Below are 23,476 nucleotides of genomic sequence, written 5' to 3' on the forward strand. Positions count from 1 at the left end.
GGTGCGGCGGCGGGGCTTGGTCTCGGCCTCGGGGGCGTCCGTGGCGTTGTCCGTGACCTCCGCGGGGGCGGTGGTCTTGCGGGTGCGGCGCTTCGGGGCGGCCTCGGCCGGGGCGGCGGCGGTCTCCTCGACCACCGTCGCGGCCTCCACCACGGGGGCCTCCTCGCCGGCGCCCCCACGGGTCCGGCGCCGGCGGCGCGGCGCGGCGGTCGCGCCCTCCGCCGTCTCCACGGACACCTCGGCGGCAGGAGCGGCGGGAGCGGCGGCGGCCACGGCCGGAGCCTCGGCCGTCGCGGCGGCGGCCGCGGTCACCGGCGCACCGTTACGGGTGCGGCGGCGGCGACGCGGCGTCCGCGGGGCGCGCTCGTCCTCGGCGGCGGGAGCCGCTTCCGACGGACGCTCGTCCCGTCCACGACCCCGGCCGCGGTCACGGTCGCCCCGGCCGCGGTCGCCCTTGCGCCCGCCCGGCTCGCCCAGGTCCTCGATCTCCTCGGCGCCCAGACCCGCACGCGTCCGCTCGGAACGCGGCAGGACGCCCTTGGTGCCCTCGGGAATGCCGAGGTCGGAGAACAGGTGCGGCGACGTCGAGTACGTCTCCACCGGGTCGTTGAAGCCCAGCCCCAGCGCCTTGTTGATGAGCTGCCAGCGCGGGATGTCGTCCCAGTCGACGAAGGTGACGGCCGTGCCCTTCGCGCCGGCGCGGCCGGTGCGGCCGACGCGGTGCAGGAAGGTCTTCTCGTCCTCGGGGGACTGGTAGTTGATGACGTGCGTGACGCCCTCGACGTCGATGCCGCGCGCGGCGACGTCGGTGCAGACCAGCACGTCGACCTTGCCGTTGCGGAAGGCGCGCAGCGCCTGCTCACGGGCGCCCTGGCCGAGGTCGCCGTGGACGGCGCCGGCGGCGAAGCCGCGGCGCTGGAGCTGCTCGGCGATGTCGGCGGCGGTGCGCTTGGTGCGGCAGAAGATCATCGCCAGTCCGCGGCCCTCGGCCTGCAGTATGCGGGCGACCATCTCGGGCTTGTCCATGTTGTGCGCGCGGTAGACGAACTGCTTGGTGTTGGCGACCGTCTTGCCCTCGTCGTCCGGCGAGGTGGCACTGATGTGGGTGGGCTGCGACATGTAGCGGCGGGCCAGGCCGATGACCGCGCCCGGCATGGTGGCCGAGAACAGCATCGTCTGACGCTTCGCCGGGAGCATGTTGATGATCTTCTCGACGTCCGGCAGGAAGCCGAGGTCGAGCATCTCGTCGGCCTCGTCGAGGACGAGGCTCCGGACGTGCTTGAGGTCGAGCTTCTTCTGCCCGGCCAGGTCCAGCAGGCGGCCCGGGGTGCCGACGACCACGTCGACGCCCTTCTTCAGGGCCTCGACCTGCGGCTCGTAGGCGCGGCCGCCGTAGATCGCCAGGACGCGGACGTTGCGGACCTTGCCGGCGGTCTGCAGGTCGTTGGTGACCTGGGTGCAGAGCTCACGGGTGGGGACGACGACCAGCGCCTGCGGCGCCTCGGTCAGGTCCTCGGGCCGCGCGCGTCCGGCCTCCACGTCGGCGGGGACGGTGACGCGCTCCAGGAGCGGCAGACCGAAGCCGAGGGTCTTGCCGGTGCCGGTCTTGGCCTGGCCGATGACGTCCGAGCCCGACAGGGCCACCGGGAGCGTCATCTCCTGGATGGGGAAGGGGGTGACGATGCCGACGGCCTCGAGGGCTTCGGCCGTCTCAGGGAGAATTCCGAGATCGCGGAACGTGGTAGTCAGGGTGCTGCCTCTTCTGTGTGCGCGGCGCGAGGCGAGCGCGGGGGTCAACCGTGCCGAGCACGGCCGTACCGAACCGGAAGGACGTCGTCGGCCCTGCTTCGGGGGACGGGCCTGTGGCACGGGACCACGCGGACGCTCCAGCGCTCGTACCGCTGAGGGTCCCCTCCGTGGCCGTACGCGAGGAACGCGCGGGCGAGGAGGGCTGTCGGGTCGGAGCCGATCGGGCCACCGACCGGGCATCCTCATTCGTGCGGCCCGCCGGATAGGGGCGAGCGCATTACCACCATACCCCGGAAACGCGCACATGCGACGGTCGTTTCGGTGACGTTGTGCTCCTCACATCACGGACGCACTTCCGCACGCGCTCCCGCCCGAGCTCCCGCTCGCGCATCCGGACGCGCTCCGGTCCTCGCGGCCGGGACGGGCGGTGACGACCGGGGCAGCGGGCGGGCGGACTATCGTTCGTTTCATGACGACGCCTGACAACGCCACCGGCAAGACCGACGCCGCCGCCCCGGACGCCGTGACCTCCCGGGTCGCCGCGCAGACCTGGGAGCAGGCCTCCGCAGACCCGCAGTACCGCGCCGCCGTCGTGGACCTGCTGGGAGCGCTCGCGTACGGCGAGCTGTCGGCGTTCGAGCGGCTCGCCGAGGACGCGAAGATGGCGCCGACCCTCGCCGACAAGGGCGAGCTGGCCAAGATGGCCGCCGCCGAGTTCGGTCACTTCGACCGGCTGCGCGCGCGGCTGGCCGAGATCGACGCCGACCCCGACGAGGCGATGGTCCCGTTCGTGGCCGCCCTCGACGGCTTCCACCGGCAGACGGCCCCGTCGGACTGGCTGGAGGGCCTGGTCAAGGCGTACGTCGGCGACTCGATCGCGGCCGACTTCTACCGCGAGGTCGCGGTGCGGCTCGACTCCGACACCCGGGAGCTGGTGCTGGCGGTGCTGGACGACCTCGGGCACGCCGAGTTCGCCGTGGAGAAGGTGCGGGCGGCCATCGAGGCCGACCCGCGGGTCGGCGGACGCCTCGCGCTGTGGGCGCGGCGGCTGATGGGCGAGGCGCTCTCCCAGTCGCAGCGGGTGGTCGCGGAGCGGGACGCGCTGTCGACCATGCTGGTGGGCGGTGTCGCGGACGGCTTCGACCTCGCGGAGGTGGGCCGGATGTTCTCCCGGATCACCGAGGCGCACACCAAGCGGATGGCGGCGCTGGGCCTGGCGGCCTGAGCCGCGGCGGTCGGGAGGGCAGGGGCCGGCGGGGCGGGAGCGCGGGGCAACGGTGCGGGGGCGCGGGGCAACGGTGCGGGGAGCGGGCAACGGGGCGGGAGCCCGGCAGGGCGAGCCCTGCCCCCGGTCGGCCCCGGTCAGGCCGCCGGGTTGCCCGCCGCGGCGCCACGGCGGGGCGTCCGCCCCGTGCGCAGCAGGAGCGAGACCGAAGCGGCCGAGAGCGCGGCGGCGCCCAGCAGCAGCGGGGCGGCCTCGGCGGGAGCCAGGGCGGCCTGGGTGATCAGGGTGCCGGCCAGGGCGCCGACCGCGCCCGTGGGGAGGACCACGCCCGCCCGGGGCAGCCGGTGCGGCAGCCGGTGGACGGCCGCGGTGGCGAGCAGGAGCCCGAGAAGCACCGAGGCCGACGCCGTGAGGTAGAACATGGCGGGGTCCCTTCTCCGGGGGCGTGCGAACGGTCCCGGTGTGACTACCCCCACAGGTCCACCCGCACACGCGAAGGGGCCGGACGGCTCAACAGCCGTCCGGCCCCTTCTCCGTGCGTCACCCGGACGTCGCGTACGACTCCGGGCACCTCCGCATGCCTGCCGCGGGCGGGCGCCCGCCGTGCGCTACAGCGCGCCGAAGCCCACCTTGCGCGGAGCCGGCTCGCCCAGCTCGACGTAGGCGAGACGGTCCGCCGGGACCAGGACCTTGCGGCCGTGCTCGTCCACCAGGCTCAGCAGCGCCGACTTGCCGGCGAGCGCCTCGGCCACGAGCCGCTCGACCTCCTCGGCGCTCTGACCGCTCTGCAGAACGATCTCGCGGGGCGCGTGCTGCACGCCGATCTTGACCTCCACGGCCATGTCCCTCCGACGGTCAGTGGTGCGCGGACCATTCCGCTTCTCGTCCGCGCCGTACCCGGCACACATTAGTCCAGGCGGGGCGTTCCCCGGGGTGTCGCTGCCCCGGGGCGGCCCGGCGAAACGCTCAGGCGTTCTCGCTGCCGTGCAGCGGGAAACCGGCGATGCCGCGCCAGGCCAGCGAGGCCAGCAGCTGCACCGCCTTGTCCCGCGGCACGCTGCGGTCGCTGTGCAGCCAGGCCCGGGCCACCACCTGGGCCAGTCCGCCCAGGCCGGAGGCGAGGAGCATCGACTCGTCGCGGGAGAGGCCGGTGTCCTCCGCGATCACGTCGCAGATCGCCTCGGCGCACTCGTTGGTCACCTTGTCCACGCGCTCGCGCACGGCGGGCTCGTTGGTCAGGTCCGACTCGAAGACCAGCCGGAACGCCCCGCCGTCGTCCTCGACGTAGGCGAAGTAGGCGTCCATGGTGGCCCGGACGCGCTGCTTGTTGTCGCTGGTGGAGGCGAGCGCCACCCGGACGGAATCGATGAGCGCCGTGCAGTGCTGGTCCAGCAGGGCCAGGTAGAGCTCGAGCTTCCCGGGGAAGTGCTGGTAGAGCACCGGCTTGCTGACGCCGGCCCGCTCGGCGATGTCGTCCATGGCCGCGGCGTGGTAGCCCTGGGCGACGAAGACCTCCTGAGCGGCCCCCAGAAGCTGGTTGCGCCGCGCCCGGCGCGGTAGCCGGGTGCCGCGCGGGCGTGCCGCCTCTGTCTGCTCGATGGCTGTCACGCCGCCTCCCATGATCGTCCTTGCGCGGTGTGCGCCGCCCACCATCGTACTTTTCGGTAACCGACCTGTGGGGTGTGCGACCGGAGATTTTCACCGGGGCGCGCGTGGCCCCCGGGACCGGGGCGACGCGCGGGGCCGCCGCCGGTCCCGTCCGGGCGGTCGTCGTCCCCTCGCGGGGCGTGCCGCGAGGTCAGCGGTAGTCGTCCTCGTCGAGTTCGACCACCCTCGCCTGTTCGGCGAGGTCGGCCTCACTGGCGCGGTCCGCGGCCTCGCCGCGGACCGGCTCGTCGCGTGCGGGACGGACGTCCGCGAGCTGTTCGGCCGCGTCGTGCTCGGGGGCCTCGACGCCGAACTCCTGGACGTCCTCCTCCCGCTCCTCCTCGTGGACGAAGGTCTCCGGGTCGGTCGGGTCGGTCGGGTCGGTCGGGTCGACGGGCATGGGGGGCTCCCTTCGGTCGTTCCTGCGTTCCGGTCGGCTCCCCCGGCGCGGCGGACCGCTCCGGGGGCGGGGTGCCCTGTGGGGTCGAGCCTAGGAGACACCCGGCGCAGGCGCGATGCCTCCGCGTGCGGATGTGTGCCCGGCCCCGCCGCCGTCACACCGGCCCGCGCGTTGTGACCGCCCACACACCACCGGGGGCCTCCGGGGAGCCTGGCGGGGCGTGATCGTCTCGTAACATTGGCGCATGTCTTCGACCGATCTTCCGCCTGTCCCGCCCGCGGGCGACGTGCTGCCGCGGGTCGCGCCGGTCCGGCCCGCCGAGGGCGAGCGGATCCGGTCGGTCGCGCTGCGGGGCGTCACCCTCACGGTCCGCTCCCGCGAGCACGCCGCCGACGGCGCCGAGCCCGCGCTGTTCGTGCACGGCCTGGGCGGCTCCTCGCAGAACTGGTCCGCGCTGATGCCGTTGCTGGAGGACGTGCTGGACTGCGAGGCCGTGGACCTGCCCGGCTTCGGCGACTCCCCGCCGCCGGACGACGGCGACTACTCGATCACCGGGCACACCCGTGCGGTCGTCCGCTACCTGGAGGCGTCCGGGCGCGGTCCGGTGCACCTGTTCGGCAACTCCCTGGGCGGCGCGGTCGCCACCAAGGTCGCGGCGGTCCGCCCCGACCTGGTGCGCACGCTGACGCTGGTCTCCCCGGCGCTGCCCGAGCTGCGGGTGCAGCGCGGCGCGGTGCCGACCGGTCTGCTCGCGCTGCCCGGGGTGGCCGCGCTCTTCACCCGGCTCACCCGCGAGTGGTCGGCCGAGCAGCGGGTGCGCGGTGTGCTGTCCCTGACCTACGGCGACCCCGGGCGGGTGACCGAGGCGGGACTGGCCGCGGCGGTGGCGGAGATGGAGCGGCGCCAGCGGCTCCCCTACTTCTGGGACGCGATGGCCCGTTCGGCCCGCGGCATCGTGGACGCCTACACCCTCGCGGGACGGCACCGGCTCTGGCGACACGCCGAACGGGTCGACGCCCCCACCCTGCTGGTCTACGGGGGCCGTGACCGGCTGGTCTCGTTCCGGATGGCCCGCCGGGCGGCCCGTGCGTTCCGCCGTTCGCGCCTTCTCGCCCTGCCGGAGGCCGGACATGTGGCCATGATGGAGTGTCCGGACACGGTCGCCCGTGCCTTCCGTGAGTTCCTCGCCGACGCCGGAGCCGATGCCCGGCAGGCCGGCGGGGAGGCGCGAGGGCGCCGTCCGGGCGAGCGAGACGATGTCCTGGCCGTGACGGAAACCGAAAGCTGAGGGAGCGCGTGGGACGGCACAGTCGCCGGGGGCCGGCCAGGCCCGCAAATGCCGCGCGCGGTTCGTCGGCGGAGCCCGCCGCCGCCCGCGACGGGCGCGGCGCGGCAGGGGGCGTGGCGCCCGCGCGTCCCGCCGGGACCGGGGAACCCCTCGACGCCGAGGACTCCTGGAGCCCGTGGGAGCCCGCGCCGCGGATGGAGCAGGGACAGCCCGCGCCGCGCATGGGGCAGGGACAGCCCGCGCGGCACCCGGAGCAGGGGCAGCCCGCGTTGGGGCAGGGTCAGGGGCAGCCCGCGCGGCACCCGGAGCAGGGGCAGCCCGCGTTGGGGCCGGGTCAGGGGCAGCCCGCGCGGCACCCGGAGCAGGGGCCGTCCGGGCGGACCGGTGTGACGCACGGCCGGGGCGGCGCGCCCTCTCCGGTGCGCGGCGACCATCCCGAGGAGTACGGCGGGCCCGGGCGGCAGGCCCCGCACGGCTGGGCCGACCAGCCCCGCGACCTGGTGGGCCGCGCCGAGGGCTACGCGGAGTACGGGCAACAGGCCCCCTACTACGACACCCTGGACGACCGCGGCGGTCACCCGCGCCGTCCCGGCCCGGGCGGCCCGCGCTCCACGGAGGACGCCGGGTACCCCGGGGGTCCGGGGCCCGGCGGCTTCGCGCAGGCCCCCGGTGACGGCGGTGACGACGACGGCGAACTTCCCCCGCCGCCCGCGGAGTTCCGGTCCGCGCGCCCGGTGGGGCCGAGACGCGGGGTGAAGGGCCGGCTGTTCACCGGCGTGCTTGCGGTGGCCGTGCTGGTCGTCCTGGGCGTGACGGTCTCCGAGCAGGTGGTGGCCGACCGGTCCGCCGCGGCGACCGGGGCGCAGGCGGCCGGGGCGCCCGCCGGCGACACGCAGAAGGGGCAGCCGCTGGGGGCGACGGAGCCCTCGCCGCTGCCGTCCGCCTGGAACCTGGACGGGCTCTCCTACAAGCAGCGGATGGGCCTGGTCTACGACCTCAGCCCGAAGCTGCAGGGCCCGGGTTCCTTCACCGCCGTGCCGGGCACCGACGAACCCCCGGCGGCCGACCAGGACGCGCCGCCCCGCCAGGAGTGGACCTACCGGGTCGACGTCGAGGACGAACTCGGCCTGGACGGTGAGCTGTTCGCCGACGCCGTGCACAAGACGCTGAACGACCGGCGGAGCTGGGCGCACGACGGGCTGGCCTTCAAGCGGGTCCCGGCGGGCGGCGGGAAGAGCCCCGACTTCGTGATCACCCTGGCCAGTCCCGGCACCACCGCCGAGTGGTGCGCCAAGTCCGGCCTGGACACCACCATCGACAACGTCTCCTGCGACTCGGCCTCGACATCCCGGGTGATGATCAACGCCTATCGCTGGGCGCGGGGTTCCGAGACCTACGGCGACCGGCGGATCCACTCCTACCGGCAGATGCTGATCAACCACGAGGTGGGGCACCGCCTCGGGTACGGGCACGTGGAGTGCTCGCAGGACGGCGGGCTGGCCCCGGTGATGCAGCAGCAGACCAAGTTCCTGGACCACGACGGGATCCACTGCAAGCCGAACGCCTGGGCCTACCCGAACGGCTGATCCGTGACCCGGCGCGGGCACGTCGTGCTACCGCGCCGTCACTGTGCGCTGCAAAACGCCTCGTGACAAGGAAAGTCACGGGCGTTCACCCCTTCTGATGGCGCGACGGACAACCGTCCGTCGCGCCACCCGCGAATCCGCATACGTTCGTCCCGGCTGTCGGCCGCGGCCTTCCTTGGCGGCCGTTCACTGGCGGAGATCGGGGATGTACGCGTGCGCATCGGATTGCTGACGGAGGGTGGTTACCCGTACGCGAGGGGTGAGGCCAGGCTCTGGTGCGACCGCCTGGTGCGCGGGCTCGGACAGCACGAGTTCCGGCTGTACGCGCTGAGCCGCGGCCGGGACCAGGAGCGGGCGGGCTGGGTCGACCTGCCCGCCCAGGTCGCCCAGGTGCGCACCGCCCCGCTGTGGACGGCGGAGGTCGACGGCACCTGGTACGGCCGCCGCGCCCGCCGCCGGTTCGCCGAGCACTACGGCGACCTCGCCGCCGGGCTCTGCGCGGGCCCCGCCGGGCCGCCCGGGCAGGGCGATCGCTCCCCCGAGGAGGCGGACCGTTTCCGCTCCGCGCTCTACGGCCTGGCCGAACTCGCCCGTGAACAGGGCGGGATGGTCGCCGCGCTGCGCTCCGAGGAGGCCGTGCGCGCGCTGGAGCGCGTCTGCCGCGCCCCGGGCGCCCCGCGGGCGGCGCGCGAGGCGCGCGTGACCGATCTGCTGCTGGTCGGCGCGCACCTCGAGCAGGCCCTGCGCCCCCTGTCGCTCGACTGGTACGAGGAGGGCGAGCTGGGCTCCGTCGACCTCTGCCACGCCGCGGCCGGCGGCCTCGCCGCCCTCCCCGGGCTGCTGGCGCGCCACTTCCACGGCGTGCCGCTGGTGGTCACCGAGTACGGCGTGCCGCTGCGCGCCCACTACCTGGGATCCGCCGACGCTCCCCCCGCCGTGCGCGCCCTGCTGGCCGCCTTCCACGGCCGGCTCGCCGCCGAGGTGTACCGGAGCGCCGCCGTACTCACCCCGGGCAACGCCCACGTCCGCCGCTGGCAGGAGCGCTGCGGCGCGGACCGCGCCAAGCTGCACACGGTCTACCCGGGCATGTCCGCGGCGCGGTTCGCCGAGGCCGGGGAGCGCGCCGGGGGGAAGGCGGGGGAGGCCGACGCCCGGATCGAGCCCGGCACGCTGGTCTGGGTGGGGCGGATCGAACCGTCCAAGGACCTGGTGACGCTGCTCCACGCCTTCGCCGCCGTGCGCGGGCGGGTGCCCGGGGCGCGGCTGCGGATCGCGGGGTCCGCGCCCGACGCGGAGGGGGCGGCGTACCTCCTGCACTGCGAGGAGCTGGCGGCGCGGCTCTTCCCGGCCGACGCGCCGGTGGAGTTCGTCGACATGGGCGGGCCCGCCGCGCCCGACCTCGCCGAGGTGTACGCGCGGGGCGCGGTGATCGTGCTGTCCAGCGTCGTGGAGGGGTTCCCGGTCAGCGTCGTCGAGGCGATGTTCAGCGGCCGGGCCACCGTCTCCACGGACGTGGGCGCGGTGGTGGAGGTGGTCGGCGGGACGGGGCTGGTGGTGCCGCCCCGGGACCCGCAGGCGCTGGCCGGCGCCTGCGCGGCGCTGCTGGGCGACCCGGAACGCCGCGACCGGCTGGGCGCGGCGGCCAGGGCGCGGGCCATGGAGCTGTTCACGGTGGAGCAGAACGTCGCCGCGTTCCACCGCATCTATCTGGAGGTCGCCGGGCGCTGCCCGGCCCGCCGTATCGCCGAGGCGGACGCCGCCGAGCCCCGCCCGTTCGCGGTGCCGGCCGAGCTGCGGGTCGCCGGGGCCGAGTCCGTGGAGGTGACCGGGTGAACGGTCTGGACAGACGAGAGAGAACCGCCGGAACCGGTGCGCAGGCGGGGCCGGCCACCCCGTCCCGCACGTCGGGCGGTGCGCCCGGCGCCACGGGCCCGGTGGGCGCCGTGTCCGGGGGCGATCCGGTGAAGGCGCTGATGGCGCGTCACCGGGAGCTGTGCGAGCGGGCCGTGGACCCGCTGGAGATCGCGGCCGGACTGGAGGCGCACGGCGTCACCGACCGCACCGCCGCCCGCTTCCGGCACCGGGACGTGTTCGCGCTGGCCGAGGAGATGTACGCCCGCGCGGCCAGGACCGACGAGGAGGACCCCGCCGCCGGGCCGGCCGCCGCGGAGGGACCGGCGCCCGCGCGGTGGGCGCTGCGCGCGCTGCTGCCCGGCGCGCTCTGCGTGGCCGCGGTGGCCGCCCTGCGGTGGACCGGCGGGGAACTGCGGCTGGTCGTCGGCGTGCTGGGGACGGCCGCCGTCGCCGTCGGCGTGCGTCTGGCGCTCGGCCGGGGCCCGCTGAGCTCCGAGGGCCGCTCGGTGCCCGGTCCGCACGACTGGCGGACGCCGCCGGGCGCGCGAGCCTGGGCCTACCTCCTGGTGGGGTACGCCCTGCTGGGGGACGGGCTGCTGCACGCCGGCCTGGTGGGAGGCCCCGACCACCTCCCGGACGGCGCCCCGTACGGCGACTGGCCGATCACCCTGGCCCCGCTGCTGGCCCTCACCCTGTCCTGCGTGCCCGCCGCCCTGAGCGCGCGGCTCTTCCGGTCGGGCGTGGGCCGCAAGCTGACCGGCAGCCGCGGGCTCGACGAGTTCGCCGCCACGGCCCGCCCCCTGCTGCTGGGCGTCGTCGCCGTCCACCTGGCCGCCGTGTCCGGGCTGTCGGTGCTGTGCGCCGTGGTGCTGGACGAGCACTCCACGCCCGCGGCCACCGCCGCGCTGGGCGCCCTGCTGCTGATCGCCCGCCTGCTGACGGTGCACGGCTTCACCCACGCGCCGGGCGTGGTGCTCCGGGCCGTGGGCTGGGTGGAGATCGCGTCGGTCTGCCTGGTGTTCGCGGGGCGGCTGCCCGGCTGCGACCTCCTCGCCGAGCCGGTCGAGACGGTGGTGTCGGTGTGGGGGGAGCACGCCGTCCCGCTGATCGCCTGCGGCGCGGGGGCGCTGGTGCTGCTGGTCCACGCCTGCCGCCGGCTCGCCCTGGCCTCCGCCCACGCGCCGGCGGCTCCCCGGCCGCCGTCCGACCGCTGAGCCGGCCGTCCCCCGCCCCACCCGCACCCACCCGTCGTCCCCTCCGCACCCGCCCGTCGTCCCCTCCGCACCCCGAACCCCTGCACCCCCGCACCCCGCGTCCCCGCCCCCCTTGAGACCGCCATCAGAAGGAGTACAAGCCGCCATGAGGGTTCTGCTGATCGGAGCCAACGGATATCTCGGCCGCTACGTCGCCGACCGCCTGCTCGCCGACCCCGCCGTCCAGCTGACCGCGCTGGGCCGGGGCGACGACGCCGACGTCCGGTTCGACCTGGCGGCCGGCAGCCCCGGTGCGCTCAGCCGGTTCCTGGACGCCGTCCACCCCCAGGTCGTGATCAACTGCGCGGGCTCCACCCGGGGCGGCGCCCGCGAGCTGACCCGGCACAACACGGTGGCCGTGGCCACCGTCTGCGAGGGCCTGCGGCGCAGCAGCTGCGGTGCCCGGCTGGTCCACCTGGGCTGCGGCGCCGAGTACGGGCCCAGCCAGCCCGGGTCCTCCACGCCCGAGGACGCGGTGCCGCGCCCCGGCGGCCCGTACGGGGTGAGCAAGCTGGCCGCGACCGAGCTGGTGCTCAACTCGGGGCTGGACGCCGTGGTGCTGCGGGTCTTCTCACCGGCCGGCCCCGGGACTCCCGCGGGCTCCCCGCTGGGCCGGCTGGCCGAGGCGCTGCGCCGGGCGATGCAGTCCGGCGACGGCGAGCTCAAGCTGGGGGGCCTGGGCGTGCAGCGGGACTTCGTCGACGTCCGCGATGTGGCGCGGGCGGTGCACGCGGCGGCGCTCTCCGCCGCCCAAGGCGTGATCAACATCGGTTCCGGCCGGGCGGTGCGGCTGCGCGACGCCGCGGCGGTGCTGGCCCGGGTGGCCGGGTACGGCGGCGCGCTGCACGAGCTGGACGGGCCGCCCGCCGGGATGGTGCGGGGGCTGATCGGCCATCAGCGCACCGACTCCGAGCACCACGCGCCGACGATGCCGGTCCACCCCTACCCGGATGGTTGCGGGAGCTGGCAGCAGGCCGACGTCCGCACCGCCCGGGACCGGCTGGGCTGGCGTCCGCGCATCGGACTGGAGGAGTCGCTGGCGGACATCTGGATGGAGGCCGCCTGCCGCATCTGACCTGCGGCGGCCGACCGCCGCGGGCGCCGGCGGTGGCCTGCCCGGTGACTGGGACGCCCATGTCTCGCGCTTCGGGACGGGTGTCTTGGAATGAAGAAGGGCGTGGCAGTGTTACGGGGAGAACAACCGTACTTATCCCGACCGACGGAGTCCCCGTGTCGTTGCCACCCCTGGTCGAGCCGGCCGACGAGCTCACCGTAGACGAGGTCCGCAGGTACTCCCGCCACCTGATCATCCCGGACGTCGGGATGGACGGGCAGAAGCGGCTGAAGAACGCCAAGGTGCTGGCCGTGGGCGCCGGTGGCCTGGGCTCGCCCGCGCTGATGTACCTCGCCGCGGCGGGCGTCGGCACGCTGGGCATCGTGGAGTTCGACGAGGTCGACGAGTCGAACCTGCAGCGTCAGATCATCCACAGCCAGGCGGACATCGGCCGCTCCAAGGCCGAGTCGGCGAAGGACAGCGTCCTCGGCATCAACCCGTACGTGAACGTGGTCCTGCACGAGGAGCGGCTCGAGGCCGACAACGTGATGGACATCTTCAGCCAGTACGACCTGATCGTCGACGGCACGGACAACTTCGCGACCCGCTACCTGGTCAACGACGCCTGCGTGCTGCTGAACAAGCCGTACGTGTGGGGCTCGATCTACCGGTTCGACGGCCAGGCCTCGGTGTTCTGGTCCGAGCACGGCCCCTGCTACCGCTGCCTCTACCCGGAGCCCCCGCCGCCGGGCATGGTCCCCTCCTGCGCCGAGGGCGGCGTGCTGGGCGTGCTCTGCGCGTCCATCGGCTCCATCCAGGTCAACGAGGCGATCAAGCTCCTCGCGGGCATCGGCGAGCCGCTGGTCGGACGCCTGATGATCTACGACGCCCTGGAGATGCAGTACCGCCAGGTCAAGATCCGCAAGGACCCCAACTGCGCGGTCTGCGGCGAGAACCCGACGGTCACCGAGCTCATCGACTACGAGGCCTTCTGCGGCGTCGTCTCGGAGGAGGCCCAGGAGGCCGCCGCCGGCTCGACGATCACTCCCAAGCAGCTCAAGGAGTGGATCGACGACGGCGAGAACATCGACATCATCGACGTCCGCGAGCCCAACGAGTACGAGATCGTGTCGATCCCGGGCGCGCGGCTGATCCCGAAGAACGAGTTCCTGATGGGCTCGGCGCTCGAGGGCCTGCCGCAGGACAAGAAGATCGTCCTGCATTGCAAGACGGGTGTCCGCAGTGCGGAAGTCCTCGCGGTGCTGAAGTCCGCGGGCTTCTCGGACGCGGTCCACGTCGGCGGTGGCGTGATCGGCTGGGTCAACCAGATCGAGCCCGCCAAGCCGGTCTACTGACCCCGGGCCCGACCCGCGTCACCTGTTTCCGGAAGGCCCACGGCGCAGCCCGCGCCGTGGGCCTCACCGCGTTCCCGGCAAACCCCGCTCCCGCCCGCGGGCCGACGGCTCCCGCCCGCCGCCTACGCCTCGCGGGCCGAGGCTCGCGCCGTAGCGCCGACCGGTCGTCAGCCGCAGACGGTGCCCGAGCGGGGGACCTTGCCGTCCAGCAGGTAGCCGTTCACCGCGTCCTGCACGCACCGGTCGCCGCTGTCGTAGGCCCCGTGCCCCTCGCCCCGGTAGGTGAGTTCCACGCCCACGCCCGGCCCGAGGGCCTCGACCATCCGCCGGGTGCCCTCGTACGGGGTCGCCGGGTCGCCCGTGTTGCCGACGACCAGGATCGGCGGCGCTCCCGGGGCGCTGACGTCCGGGTGGTCGGCGGCCCCCGCCACCGGCCAGTCCGAGCAGTTGAGCATCGACCAGGCCAGGTAGTCGCCGAACACCGGCGAGGCCTCCCGGAACCGCGGCAGCGCCCGCCGCACGGCCGCGGTGTCGTACCGCGGCTTGTCGTCGGAGCAGTTGATCGCCGTGTTGGCGGCCACCAGGTTGCTGTACTCGCCGCTCTCGTTGCGGCCGTTCATCGAGTCGGACAGGGCCAGCAGCGTCCGCCCGTCACCGTCGTACGCCTCGTCCAGCGCCTGCGTGAGGTACGGCCAGAAGTCCTTCGAGTACAGGGCCTGGGCGATGCCGCCGGTGGCGGCCGTCTCGGTGAGCCGGCGCGGGAACGAGCCGGGCAGCGGGCGCTTCTCCAGGTCGTCGAGGAGCCGGGTGATGCGCTGCTTCACGTCCTCGGCGTCGGTGCCGATCGGGCACGCCTCGTCCGGCTGGGCGGCGCAGTCCTCGGCGAAGTTGTCCAGCGCCCGCTGGAAGCCGCGCGCCTGGCCCAGCGACCCCTGCTCCGGGTTCTGCGTCGGGTCGACGACCGCGTCGAAGACCGCCCGGCCCACCCGCTTCGGGAAGAGGTGCGCGTAGACACCGCCCAGTTCGGTGCCGTACGAGATGCCGAAGTAGTGCAGCTTGTCGTCGCCGAGGAGTTCGCGCATCAGGTCCATGTCGCGGGCCGCGTCGGTGGTGCGGACGTGGGGGAGGACCTCGCCCGAGTTCTCCTCGCAGGCCTCGTTGAAGTCCCGCAGCCCCCGCTCGTACTCGGAGCGTTCCCGGGCGTCGTCGGGGGTGCCGTCCTTCTGGAAGAAGGCGTCCAGCCGGCTCGCGTTCTCGCACTCCACGGGCTCGCTGCGGCCCACCCCGCGCGGGTCGAAGCTGACCAGGTCGTAGCGGGTGCGCAGCTTCTCGTACTCCTGGCCGAAGGCGGGCAGGGTGGTGACGCCGGAGCCGCCGGGGCCGCCGAAGTTGAAGACCAGGGAGCCGATGCGGTTCCGCTCGCCGCCGCTGGAGCGGACCCGGATGAGCTGGACGCCGATGGTCTCGCCCTCCGGCTCCGACCAGTTCAGCGGCGCCCGCATGGTGGCGCACTGCCAGACGCCGTCGCGGGGCAGCGGGGACGGCGAGGCGCCGCCGCCCTGGGCCTCGGAGGGGGCCGGGCAGTCTTCCCACTCCAGCGACTGCTCGCGCACGTCGCCGTCCTCCCCGCCGCACGCCGTGAGGGCTCCGGCGGCGATGACGGCCGTGGTCAGCAGGGCTGCGGTGCGGGTCCGGGAGGCGAAGGGCATGCCGCCATGTTCCTGCGCCCCACGGGAGGCCGCGCGGGCTCGGGACCCGTCCGGGTTACGCGGGCACGGTCACAGCGCTTCGCGCCGCGTCAGCTGGCTGAAGCAGAACCAGCCGGGCAGCACCGGGAGCCACAGCGTGAAGAGACGGAACAGCAGCACCGCCGGGAACGCGACCTCCTGGGTGAGGCCGATCGCCACCAGGCCGATGGTGAGCGTCGCCTCGACCGCGCCGATGCCGCCCGGGGTGGGCGCGGCCGAGCCGAGCGCGTTGCCGGCCAGGAACACCACGGCCACGCTCGCCAGGCTCACGTCCGTCGTCCCGCTCCCGAAGGCCCGGGCCGACGCGTCCAGGCAGAGGACGAAGCAGGTGGTCAGCAGGACCATGCCGCCGATGCCGGTGGCCAGCTTCTGCGGACGCTGCAGCACGTCCAGCATGCGCGGCACCACGCCCGCGAAGAGCGAGCGGACCCGGGTCGCCACGAACTTCCGCAGGAACGGCACCGAGGTCACCACCAGCACCAGGACCGCGACCGTCAGCAGACCCGCGATCACCGTCCGGGACGGGGACAGCGACGGCGTCTTCTCGATGCCGGTGAGATAGCCGAACACCAGCAGCAGCAGGATGTGCGCGCCCAGCCCGAAGAGCTGCGAGGCGCCCACGCTGGCCACCGCGAGACCGGGCCGGATGCCCGCCTTCTGCAGGAACCGCGTGTTCAGCGCGACACCGCCGATCGCCGCCGGGGCGACGATCTTCACGAACGAGCCGGCCACCTGCGCCTGGACCGTGCGCCAGAAGGACACCCGCTCCGGCACGAACCCCAGCAGGGACATCGCCGCCGCCACGTAGCTGAGCGCCGCGAACAGCGCCGCGGCGGCCACCCAGCCCCAGTGCGCCTGCGAGATCAGCGAGGCGAACGGGACGTGGGCCAGCTGGGACACCAGGAAGTAGGCGCCGATCGCGCCCGCGATGATGGTGATCAGCGTGCGGGGACGGATCCGCTCCAGCCGGGCCGGTTCCACCGGGGCCTGCGGACGGATCAGCAGCACCTGGTGGCGGATCTGCGACAGCAGGTCCTCCTCGCGGGCCTCGTCCAGCGCCTCGTCGACGGCCCGCTTGTCGGCCCGCTGCTCCGCCTTGAGCGTCTTGCGGTCCGCGGCCGTCGCCCCGCCGGCGCCCGCCTCGCGCTCGGCGGCGCGCAGCGCCCGCGCCTTGTCGGACGCCTCCAGCACCGCCTCCCGCTCCCGCTGGGCCCGCTCCCGGCCCAGCCGGCGCAGGGTGGCGCGGGTGGAACGGGTCAGCGCGATCGGCTGCAGCATGGGCAGGCAGTCGGCGACCGCGTCCGGCCCCAGCACGTCCACCGCCGCGGCCACGGCGCGCTGCGCGCCGACCCGCAGGCCCAGCGTGGTGAGCAGCTGGGCGGTGTCCATCCGCAGCAGCAGGTCGCCCGCGGCGATCTCGCCGCCGCGCAGGTCGGAGAGGATCACCGAGCCCGAGGGGTCCACCAGGATGGCGTCGCCGGCCAGCCTGCGGTGCGCGATCCGGCGGGACTGCAGGGCCTTCACCTGGCGCCAGGTGTCGCGCAGCAGCCCGTCGGTGATCTCCTCGTCCTCCAGCTGGTCCAGCGGACGGCCCCCGGTGTGCTCGTACACCAGCATCACGGCGTCCGGACCGAGCTCGGCGGTGGCGATCAGCCTCGGCGCGTTGGCGCCGGCGGCGATGGCGGCGTAGGCCAGCAGGGCCTCCTGCTCCAGCGCCTGGCGCAGCGACTGGAGGCTGCGGCGGGTGGCCGAGCCGCGCAGCGTGAGGTTGCGCCAGACCCGGTAGTAGAAGGCCTGCGCCTGCTGCTCGCGGTCCACCACGGTGACGTCCAGGGGCCGGCCGTCCTCCAGGGTGACGAAGTAGCGGCGGCCCCGGTCGCTCTCGTGGCCGTCGCTCTCCGCCTCCTGGCGGGCCGAGACCGGGCGGAAACCGACGTGCCGCAGCCCGGCCGTCAGGGTGCGCCCGGTGGGCCGGATGTTGGGCGAGCCGACGGCGTAGAGGGTGCCGTAGGCGACGCTCCAGCCGATCAGGATGGTCAGCAGGATGGAGAAGGGCGTGGTGTAGCCGCTGACCAGCATGGAGAACGCGTCGAGGGCCAGCACGATCCACAGGACGGTACGCCAGCGCGGTCTTCGGGCCAGGCCCACCGCGGTCATGAAGGCGATGACGGGGGCGAGGTAGCCGTGCACCGGGTCGGTGAACGCGGCGGTGGCGCCGCTGCCGCCCGGCGCGAGCTGGGTCAGCGCGTCCTGGATGGCCTGCGGCGCGGCCCTCGCCACCCACAGGTCGGTGGCGAGGGTGACGCCGTGCGCGAGGACCGCGGCCAGCACGCCGTCGGCGATCCGCAGCGCGTCCCGCTTGATCAGCCGCTCCACCGCGAAGGCCACCGGGACCAGCAGGATGGCGATGCTGGACGCCAGTCCCGCCACCTTGATCAGGAAGTCGGGGGCGGCGGTCGTGCCCTCGCTGATGTCCTGCTCGAGGCCGGAGGTCGCGCCCTCGGCGAAGGCGGCGACGGCCAGCAGCACGGCGACGGCCAGCAGGCCGATCAGCAGCCGCATCAGGTCCGAGGGGCGGTGGACGCGGGCGGGGAGCAGGGGCTCGTCGCCCTGGACCTCTTCGCCGTGGGCCTCGTCGCCACCCTCGGGGTCCGCGGCGAGGGTGGCTCCGCCGTCGGTGGCTCCGTCGTGGCGGCGGTCCGTCGCGGTGGCTCCGCCGGCGAGGGCTGCCGCGTCGGTGGCTCCGCCGTCGCGGCGGTCCGTCGCGGTGGCTCCGTCGTGGCGGCGGTCGGCCTCGGTGGCTCCGCCGGGCGCGGGGCGGCCGGGCGTGTCGGCGCGGGCGTCGCCGGGCTGGTCCGGTCGGGATGCTTCTGTCATGTCTGCTTCCGGGCGTGGCGAGACCTCGGCAGCGCTCTCCGCCTCTTCGGGATGCACGCCCTGCCACTCCTCGGTCTCGTTCTGCTCACGTATCACCAGTCACCGCCCGCACGATGGTGGCATGCCGGGCAGACCCATGGTGGGGTCAGGGGGCGATCCATGGGCGTGAAATACGCCGCGCACGCCTCCGGAGCACGCCCGGGGGCTGTCCTGGCGCACGTGGTGCGGGTCCGGGGGCGGTATGGGGTCCGGCGGGGTCGGTGTGGGAACGGGGCGAGACCCGGGCCGGATCAGGCCGCGACCGGCGGGGGACCGGGGCGCGAGCGGCGTGAGGCCGGGCCTGGACCGGTGCGGGGACGGGGCGCGAGCGGTGGGGGAGCGGGGCGCGAGCCGTGCGGGAGCGGTGCGGGAGCGGTGAGGGGGGCAAGAGCGGGCCGCGAGCGGTGCGGGCCATGTCGGAGGGGTGCGGCAGGATGGGTCGGATGAGTGACGAGCGGCGGTCCGGAGACTCGCTCCCCGCGTACCCCGAGTACGCCGAGCTGGTCCTGGAGGTGGCGGAACGGATCCCTCCCGGCCGGGTGATGACCTACGGCGACGTCGCCGAATGGCTCGGCGAGGGCGGCCCGCGGCAGGTGGGACGGGTGATGGCGCTCTACGGCAGCGCGGTCCCGTGGTGGCGCGTGGTCCGGGCCGACGGACACCTGCTGCCCGGCCACGAACTGCGCGCGCTGGAGCACTACCGCGCGGAGGGCACACCGCTGCGGGAGGCCGGCGGGGCGACCCGCGGCTCACTCCCGAGGCTCGACATGCGCCGGGCCCGGTGGGACGGCGCCCCACCGGGGGAGGCGCCGGAGGGGTGAACGACCCCGCCGGTGCCGGCCCCTCGGAGCCTGCACCGGGGCTGCGCGGAGCCCCGCCGGGCGTGAACCGGCCGCTGGGCGCCCCCTGTGGGCCGTCCGGGTGAATCCCGATATCGGCGGACTCGTACGGGCACCACCCCGCCATGCCGTACGTTCGACAGGCGACCACATGTCCCACCGGCCCCTCGGGGACCTCCCGCACGCACCCACCGCACGCATTCGTTCCGCACCACCAGGACCGGCGAAACCATGAGCATCCCCTCCACCACCGCGTCACCGCCGCGCCGCCAGGCGTGGTGGGCGCCCGACGGCGGGTACCGGCTGGTCCGCGGCCCGGTCGCCGTGCCCGAGCCGCCCCGGCTCGACGCCGCGCAGCGCGCCGTGGTGGGCCACCGCTCGGGGCCGCTGCTGGTCCTCGCCGGCCCCGGTACGGGCAAGACCACCACGCTGGTGGAGTCGGTCGCCGCGCGGATCGCGCGCGGCGGCGACCCGGCGCGGATACTCGTGCTCACCTTCAGCCGCAAGGCCGCCATGGAGCTGCGCGACCGCATGGCGGCGCGGGTGGGCGCCGCCCGGGCGCCGCAGGCCACCACCTTCCACTCCTTCTGCTACGCCCTGGTCCGCGCGCACCAGGACAGCGGGCTCTTCGCCGAGCCGCTGCGGCTGCTCTCCGGCCCGGAGCAGGACGTCACGGTGCGCGAGCTGCTGGCGGGCCAGCCCGAGCTGGAGCGGCTGGGCCTCGCCCATGTCCGCTGGCCCGACGACCTGCGGTCCTGCCTCACCACCCGGGGCTTCGCCGACGAGGTCCGGGCCGTGCTCGCCCGCAGCCGTGAGCTCGGCCTGGACGCGGCGGCGCTGGACGCGTTCGCCCGCCGGATAGGCCGGCCCGACTGGCGGGCCGCCGCGGCGTTCCTCGCCGAGTACCTGGACGTCCTCGATCTGCAGGGCGTCGTCGACTACGCCGAACTGGTGCACCGCGCGGTACTGCTGGCCAACCGTCCCGAGGTCGGCAACCGGCTCGCCGCCGAGTACGACGCGGTCCTCGTCGACGAGTACCAGGACACCGACCCGGCCCAGGTCCGGCTGCTGCGGGCGCTGGCCGGAGGCGGGCGCACCCTGGTCGCCTTCGGCGACCCCGACCAGTCGATCTACGCCTTCCGCGGCGCCGACGTGAACGGCATCCTCGACTTCCCGCACGTCTTCCCCCGGGCCGACGGCACTCCCGCGCCGGTGGAGGTGCTGCGGACCTCCCGCCGGGCCGGAGCCGGCCTGCTCGCCGCGACCCGGCTGGTCACCCGGCGGATGCCGCTGACCCGGCTGCCCGCGGAGAAGGTGCGCGCCCACCGGGAGCTGGCCGCGGAGCGGGAGGGCGGCTCGGTCGAGGTGTTCACCTACCCGACCGCCGGGACGGAGCTGGCCAACGTCGCCGACATCCTGCGCCGCGCCCACCTGGAGGACGGGGTGCCGTGGTCGGAGATGGCGGTGCTGGTGAGGGCGGGTTCCCGCTCCCTGCCGGTGATCCGTCGCGCGCTCACGGCCGCGGGTGTGCCGCTGGACGTCGACGGCGACGACGTCCCGCTGCGGCACGAGCCGGCGGTGGCCCCGCTGCTGACCGCGTTGCGCGCGGTGGCCCGGGCGGAGTCCGGCACGGCCGTGGCGTCCCCGGGTGCCGGGGGTGGGCCGGACGCCGGTGCGGGCCTCGACGACGGGAGCGGGGCCGGTGCCCCGGAACCCGGGAGCGTCGCGGACCGCACGGACGAGTCCGACGGCGGCGTCCCCGCCGCGGCGGAGGCCGCGGGTGCGGGCGGGACAGCCGGGGAGGACCGGGGCGCGGACGCCGGTGCGGCGCAGGACGCGGATGCGGCGTCGGACGCGGACGCCGCCCAGGACGTTGATGCGGCGCCGGACGCCGATACGGCACCGGAGGACGGCCGTGGTGTCGAGGGTGGTCGCGACGGTGAGGACGAACGCGGTGCCGAGGGCGGCCGGGACGGTGGTGGTTCCGGTGGGGTCGCCGGAGCGGAGGGCGGGGGCGCGGACCCCGGCCCCGGGGCAGGGCCGGAGGCCCGGGGCGGGCTCGTCGACGGCGGGGAAGAGCTCGGCGAGCAGCAGCCCGGCGGTGCGGTGGCAGGCGAGCCCGGTGGGGAGGACGCGGCGGCCGGGGTCGTGCCGGCGTGGCTCGACACCGAGACGGCGCTCACGCTGCTGGCGTCCCCACTGGCCAACATGGACACCGCGGACCTGCGCCGACTTGGGCGGGCCCTGCGGGACGAGGAGCGCGCGGCCGGCAACCCCCTGCCGCCGCCGTCCGACGACCTGATCGCCCGGGCGCTGGCCGAGCCGGAGCGGCTGGCCGTGCATGACCCGTCGTACGCCCGGGGCGCCCAGCAGCTCGGGGAGCTGCTGCGCCGCGCCCGGCACCTGCTCGCCGAGGGCGGTACTGCCGAGGAGGCGCTCTGGGAGCTGTGGAACGGCACCGGCTGGCCCGGCCGCCTCGAACGCGCCGCCCGCCGGGGCGGCGCGGCCGGACGCAACGCGGACCGGGACCTGGACGCCGTCTGCGCGCTGTTCGCCACGGCGTCCCGTGCGGAGGAACGGACGGGCGGGCGCGGCGCGCTCAACTTCCTCGCGGAGATCGACGCCCAGGACATCGCCGCCGACACCCTGACCCGCCGTGCCGTGCGGCCCGAGGCGGTGCGGCTGATGACCGCGCACCGTTCCAAGGGCCTGGAGTGGCGGCTGGTGGTGGTCGCCGGGGTGCAGGAAGGGCTCTGGCCCGACCTGCGCCGCCGCGGCTCCCTGCTGGAGGCCGACCGCATCGGCCGGGACGGCCTCGCCGAGCCCCTCTCCCCGGGGGCCCTGCTCGCCGAGGAACGCCGCCTGTTCTACGTGGCGGCGACCCGCGCCCGTGAGCGCCTGGTGGTCACCGCGGTGAAGGCGCCGGCGGAGGACGGAGACCAGCCCTCCCGCTTCCTCACCGAGCTCGGCGTCGAGCCGCGGGACGTCACCGGCCGCCCCCGCCGCCCGCTGGCGGTGGCCGCGCTGGTCGCCGAGCTGCGCGCCACCACCGTCGACCCGGAGGCGTCGGAGGCGCTGCGGGACGCGGCCGCCCGCCGCCTGGCGCGGCTCGCCGCCCTCACCGACGAGGAGGGCCGCCCGCTGGTGCCCGCCGCGCACCCCTACCGCTGGTGGGGCATGCTCGAGCGCACCGAGAGCAAGGTGCCGCTGCGCGAGCGGGACCGCCCCGTCGCGCTCTCCGGCAGCGCCCTCGACCAGCTCGCCAACACCTGCTCACTGCAGTGGTTCCTCGGCCGCGAGGTGAAGGCCGACACCCCGGCCACCGCCGCCCAGGGCTTCGGCAACGTGGTGCATGTGCTGGCCGACGAGGTCGCCTCCGGGCGCACCCCCGCCGACCTGGACGTGCTGATGGAACGCCTGGACTCGGTGTGGAACGCGCTCGCCTTCGACGCGCCCTGGAAGTCCGCGCAGGAGCGGGAGACCGCCCGGGTCGCGCTGGAACGCTTCCTGAACTGGCACGTCATGGGCCGCGAGACCGCCGGCCGCGTCCCCGTCGCCACCGAGCACGACTTCGACGTCACGCTGGAGGCCGGGGAGTACCAGGTGCGCATCCGCGGCTCCATGGACCGCGTCGAGCGGGACGCCCAGGGGCGGGCGTACGTGGTGGACTTCAAGACCGGCAAGAACGCGCCGACCGGGGCCGAGGTGGCGCGCCATCCGCAGCTGGCCGTCTACCAGCTCGCCGTCCGGGAGGGCGCGGTCGACGAGCTGTTCGACGGCGAGCGGCCGGAGCCCGGGGGAGCGGAACTGGTCCACCTGCGGCAGGCCGCGCCCAAGAAGGAGGGCGGGGACGCGCAGCCCAAGGTCCAGGCCCAGTCGCCGGAGGGCGGTGCGTGGGTGGGGGACCTGCTCGCCACGGCGGCGGGCAAGGTGCTGGACGAGAGGTTCACCCCCGCTGCCGGGCGGCAGTGCGACCACTGCGCCTTCCGCGCCAGCTGCTCCGCCCGCCCGGAGGGCCGCCACGTCGTGGAGTGACACCACCGCGGAGGCCTGCCCGGCCGGGGCTGAGCCGCCGCCTCGCCCGGCCGGTACGCCCGGGCCTGTGCCGCACCGGCTCGCCGGGCCCGTGCCGCCCGGTGTCGCCCGGCCGTCGGGTGAGCCGCCGCACGGGCCCGGCACCGAGCGCGGCGCGGCGTTGCCCTGCCTTCGCCGACCGGCGCCGACCAGCGTTTGCCCGGCCGGGGTGAGCCGCCTCACCCGACCGGCACCGAGCGGCCTTGCCGAGCCCTCGCTACCAGGCGAGGGCCGGCCCCGCCGGGCCTTTGCCGACCGGCACCGTGCACGGTCGCCGGGCCTCCGCCGAACGGCGCCGAACAGCGTTGCCCGGCTTTCGCCGACCGGCGCTGTCCGGCTGATGTCCGAGGGCCTCGCCCTGCCTTGTGGTCGCGCCGCCACCGCCCGCCCGGCCGGGGGGGGGTGCCTCTATGTCTTTCGTCAAGCGGTGCGGGGGCTTCTCGGTTCGTAGAAGGTTCCGTCGCGGAGCATGGCGAACAGGACGCTGA

General features: G+C 75.4%; 16 protein-coding genes. 9 read left to right on the top strand and 7 right to left on the bottom strand.

Annotation, left to right across the window (positions count from 1 at the left end):
* Nucleotides 1-1,656 (bottom strand): DEAD/DEAH box helicase (locus ACWD3O_RS26200; RefSeq protein WP_451417565.1); only part of this gene is annotated, 1,656 nt, incomplete at its 3' end.
* Between the two features lie 562 nt (nt 1,657-2,218).
* Between ACWD3O_RS26200 and ACWD3O_RS26205 the strand changes: the two genes are divergently transcribed.
* On the top strand, nt 2,219-2,974 hold the full coding sequence (locus ACWD3O_RS26205; RefSeq protein ID WP_451410293.1) for a ferritin-like fold-containing protein: 756 nt from the start codon (nt 2,219-2,221) through the stop codon (nt 2,972-2,974).
* 137 nt (nt 2,975-3,111) lie between these two features.
* Here the strand turns inward: ACWD3O_RS26205 and ACWD3O_RS26210 are convergent, their stop codons facing one another.
* From ACWD3O_RS26210 to ACWD3O_RS26225, 4 genes are all read right to left on the bottom strand, one after another.
* Entirely contained in the window at nt 3,112-3,396 is a 285-nt protein-coding gene (locus tag ACWD3O_RS26210; protein WP_451410294.1) for a hypothetical protein, read from the bottom strand.
* A gap of 186 nt (nt 3,397-3,582) precedes the next feature.
* Nucleotides 3,583-3,810 (bottom strand): DUF3107 domain-containing protein, encoded by a 228-nt coding sequence (locus ACWD3O_RS26215; protein ID WP_451410480.1) that lies wholly within the window; start codon nt 3,808-3,810, stop codon nt 3,583-3,585.
* Nucleotides 3,811-3,940: 130 nt separating this feature from the next.
* Nucleotides 3,941-4,582: a TetR/AcrR family transcriptional regulator gene (locus tag ACWD3O_RS26220; RefSeq protein ID WP_451410295.1), complete on the bottom strand. Its 642-nt coding sequence runs from the start codon at nt 4,580-4,582 to the stop codon at nt 3,941-3,943.
* A 190-nt stretch (nt 4,583-4,772) separates the two neighbouring features.
* Entirely contained in the window at nt 4,773-5,021 is a 249-nt protein-coding gene (locus ACWD3O_RS26225; protein WP_451417566.1) for a hypothetical protein, read from the bottom strand.
* A gap of 244 nt (nt 5,022-5,265) precedes the next feature.
* Between ACWD3O_RS26225 and ACWD3O_RS26230 the strand changes: the two genes are divergently transcribed.
* From ACWD3O_RS26230 to moeZ, 6 genes are all read left to right on the top strand, one after another.
* On the top strand, nt 5,266-6,309 hold the full coding sequence (locus ACWD3O_RS26230; protein ID WP_451417567.1) for an alpha/beta fold hydrolase: 1,044 nt from the start codon (nt 5,266-5,268) through the stop codon (nt 6,307-6,309).
* Nucleotides 6,310-6,422: 113 nt separating this feature from the next.
* Nucleotides 6,423-7,895: a DUF3152 domain-containing protein gene (locus ACWD3O_RS26235; RefSeq protein WP_451417568.1), complete on the top strand. Its 1,473-nt coding sequence runs from the start codon at nt 6,423-6,425 to the stop codon at nt 7,893-7,895.
* Between the two features lie 213 nt (nt 7,896-8,108).
* Nucleotides 8,109-9,728: a DUF3492 domain-containing protein gene (locus ACWD3O_RS26240; protein WP_451417569.1), complete on the top strand. Its 1,620-nt coding sequence runs from the start codon at nt 8,109-8,111 to the stop codon at nt 9,726-9,728.
* A gap of 110 nt (nt 9,729-9,838) precedes the next feature.
* Nucleotides 9,839-10,963, top strand: a complete 1,125-nt coding sequence (locus ACWD3O_RS26245; RefSeq protein WP_451417570.1) for a hypothetical protein — start codon at nt 9,839-9,841, stop codon at nt 10,961-10,963.
* A gap of 145 nt (nt 10,964-11,108) precedes the next feature.
* Nucleotides 11,109-12,077 (top strand): NAD-dependent epimerase/dehydratase family protein, encoded by a 969-nt coding sequence (locus ACWD3O_RS26250; protein ID WP_451417571.1) that lies wholly within the window; start codon nt 11,109-11,111, stop codon nt 12,075-12,077.
* A gap of 155 nt (nt 12,078-12,232) precedes the next feature.
* Nucleotides 12,233-13,411, top strand: a complete 1,179-nt coding sequence (moeZ, locus tag ACWD3O_RS26255) for an adenylyltransferase/sulfurtransferase MoeZ (protein WP_451410302.1) — start codon at nt 12,233-12,235, stop codon at nt 13,409-13,411.
* Nucleotides 13,412-13,578: 167 nt separating this feature from the next.
* Here moeZ and ACWD3O_RS26260 read toward each other — a convergent pair whose 3' ends face one another.
* On the bottom strand, nt 13,579-15,120 hold the full coding sequence (locus ACWD3O_RS26260; protein ID WP_451417572.1) for an alpha/beta hydrolase: 1,542 nt from the start codon (nt 15,118-15,120) through the stop codon (nt 13,579-13,581).
* Nucleotides 15,121-15,189: 69 nt separating this feature from the next.
* Nucleotides 15,190-18,036: a lysylphosphatidylglycerol synthase transmembrane domain-containing protein gene (locus tag ACWD3O_RS26265; RefSeq protein WP_451417573.1), complete on the bottom strand. Its 2,847-nt coding sequence runs from the start codon at nt 18,034-18,036 to the stop codon at nt 15,190-15,192.
* 473 nt (nt 18,037-18,509) lie between these two features.
* Between ACWD3O_RS26265 and ACWD3O_RS26270 the strand changes: the two genes are divergently transcribed.
* A complete protein-coding gene (locus tag ACWD3O_RS26270; RefSeq protein WP_451417574.1) occupies nt 18,510-18,896 on the top strand; it encodes an MGMT family protein in 387 nt (128 codons plus the stop codon).
* Nucleotides 18,897-19,145: 249 nt separating this feature from the next.
* Nucleotides 19,146-22,949, top strand: coding sequence for an ATP-dependent helicase (locus ACWD3O_RS26275; protein ID WP_451417575.1), 3,804 nt, complete (start codon nt 19,146-19,148; stop codon nt 22,947-22,949).
* Nucleotides 22,950-23,476: the final 527 nt, after the last annotated feature.

The sequence above is a fragment of the Streptomyces sp. NPDC002640 genome, from assembly GCF_053592575.1.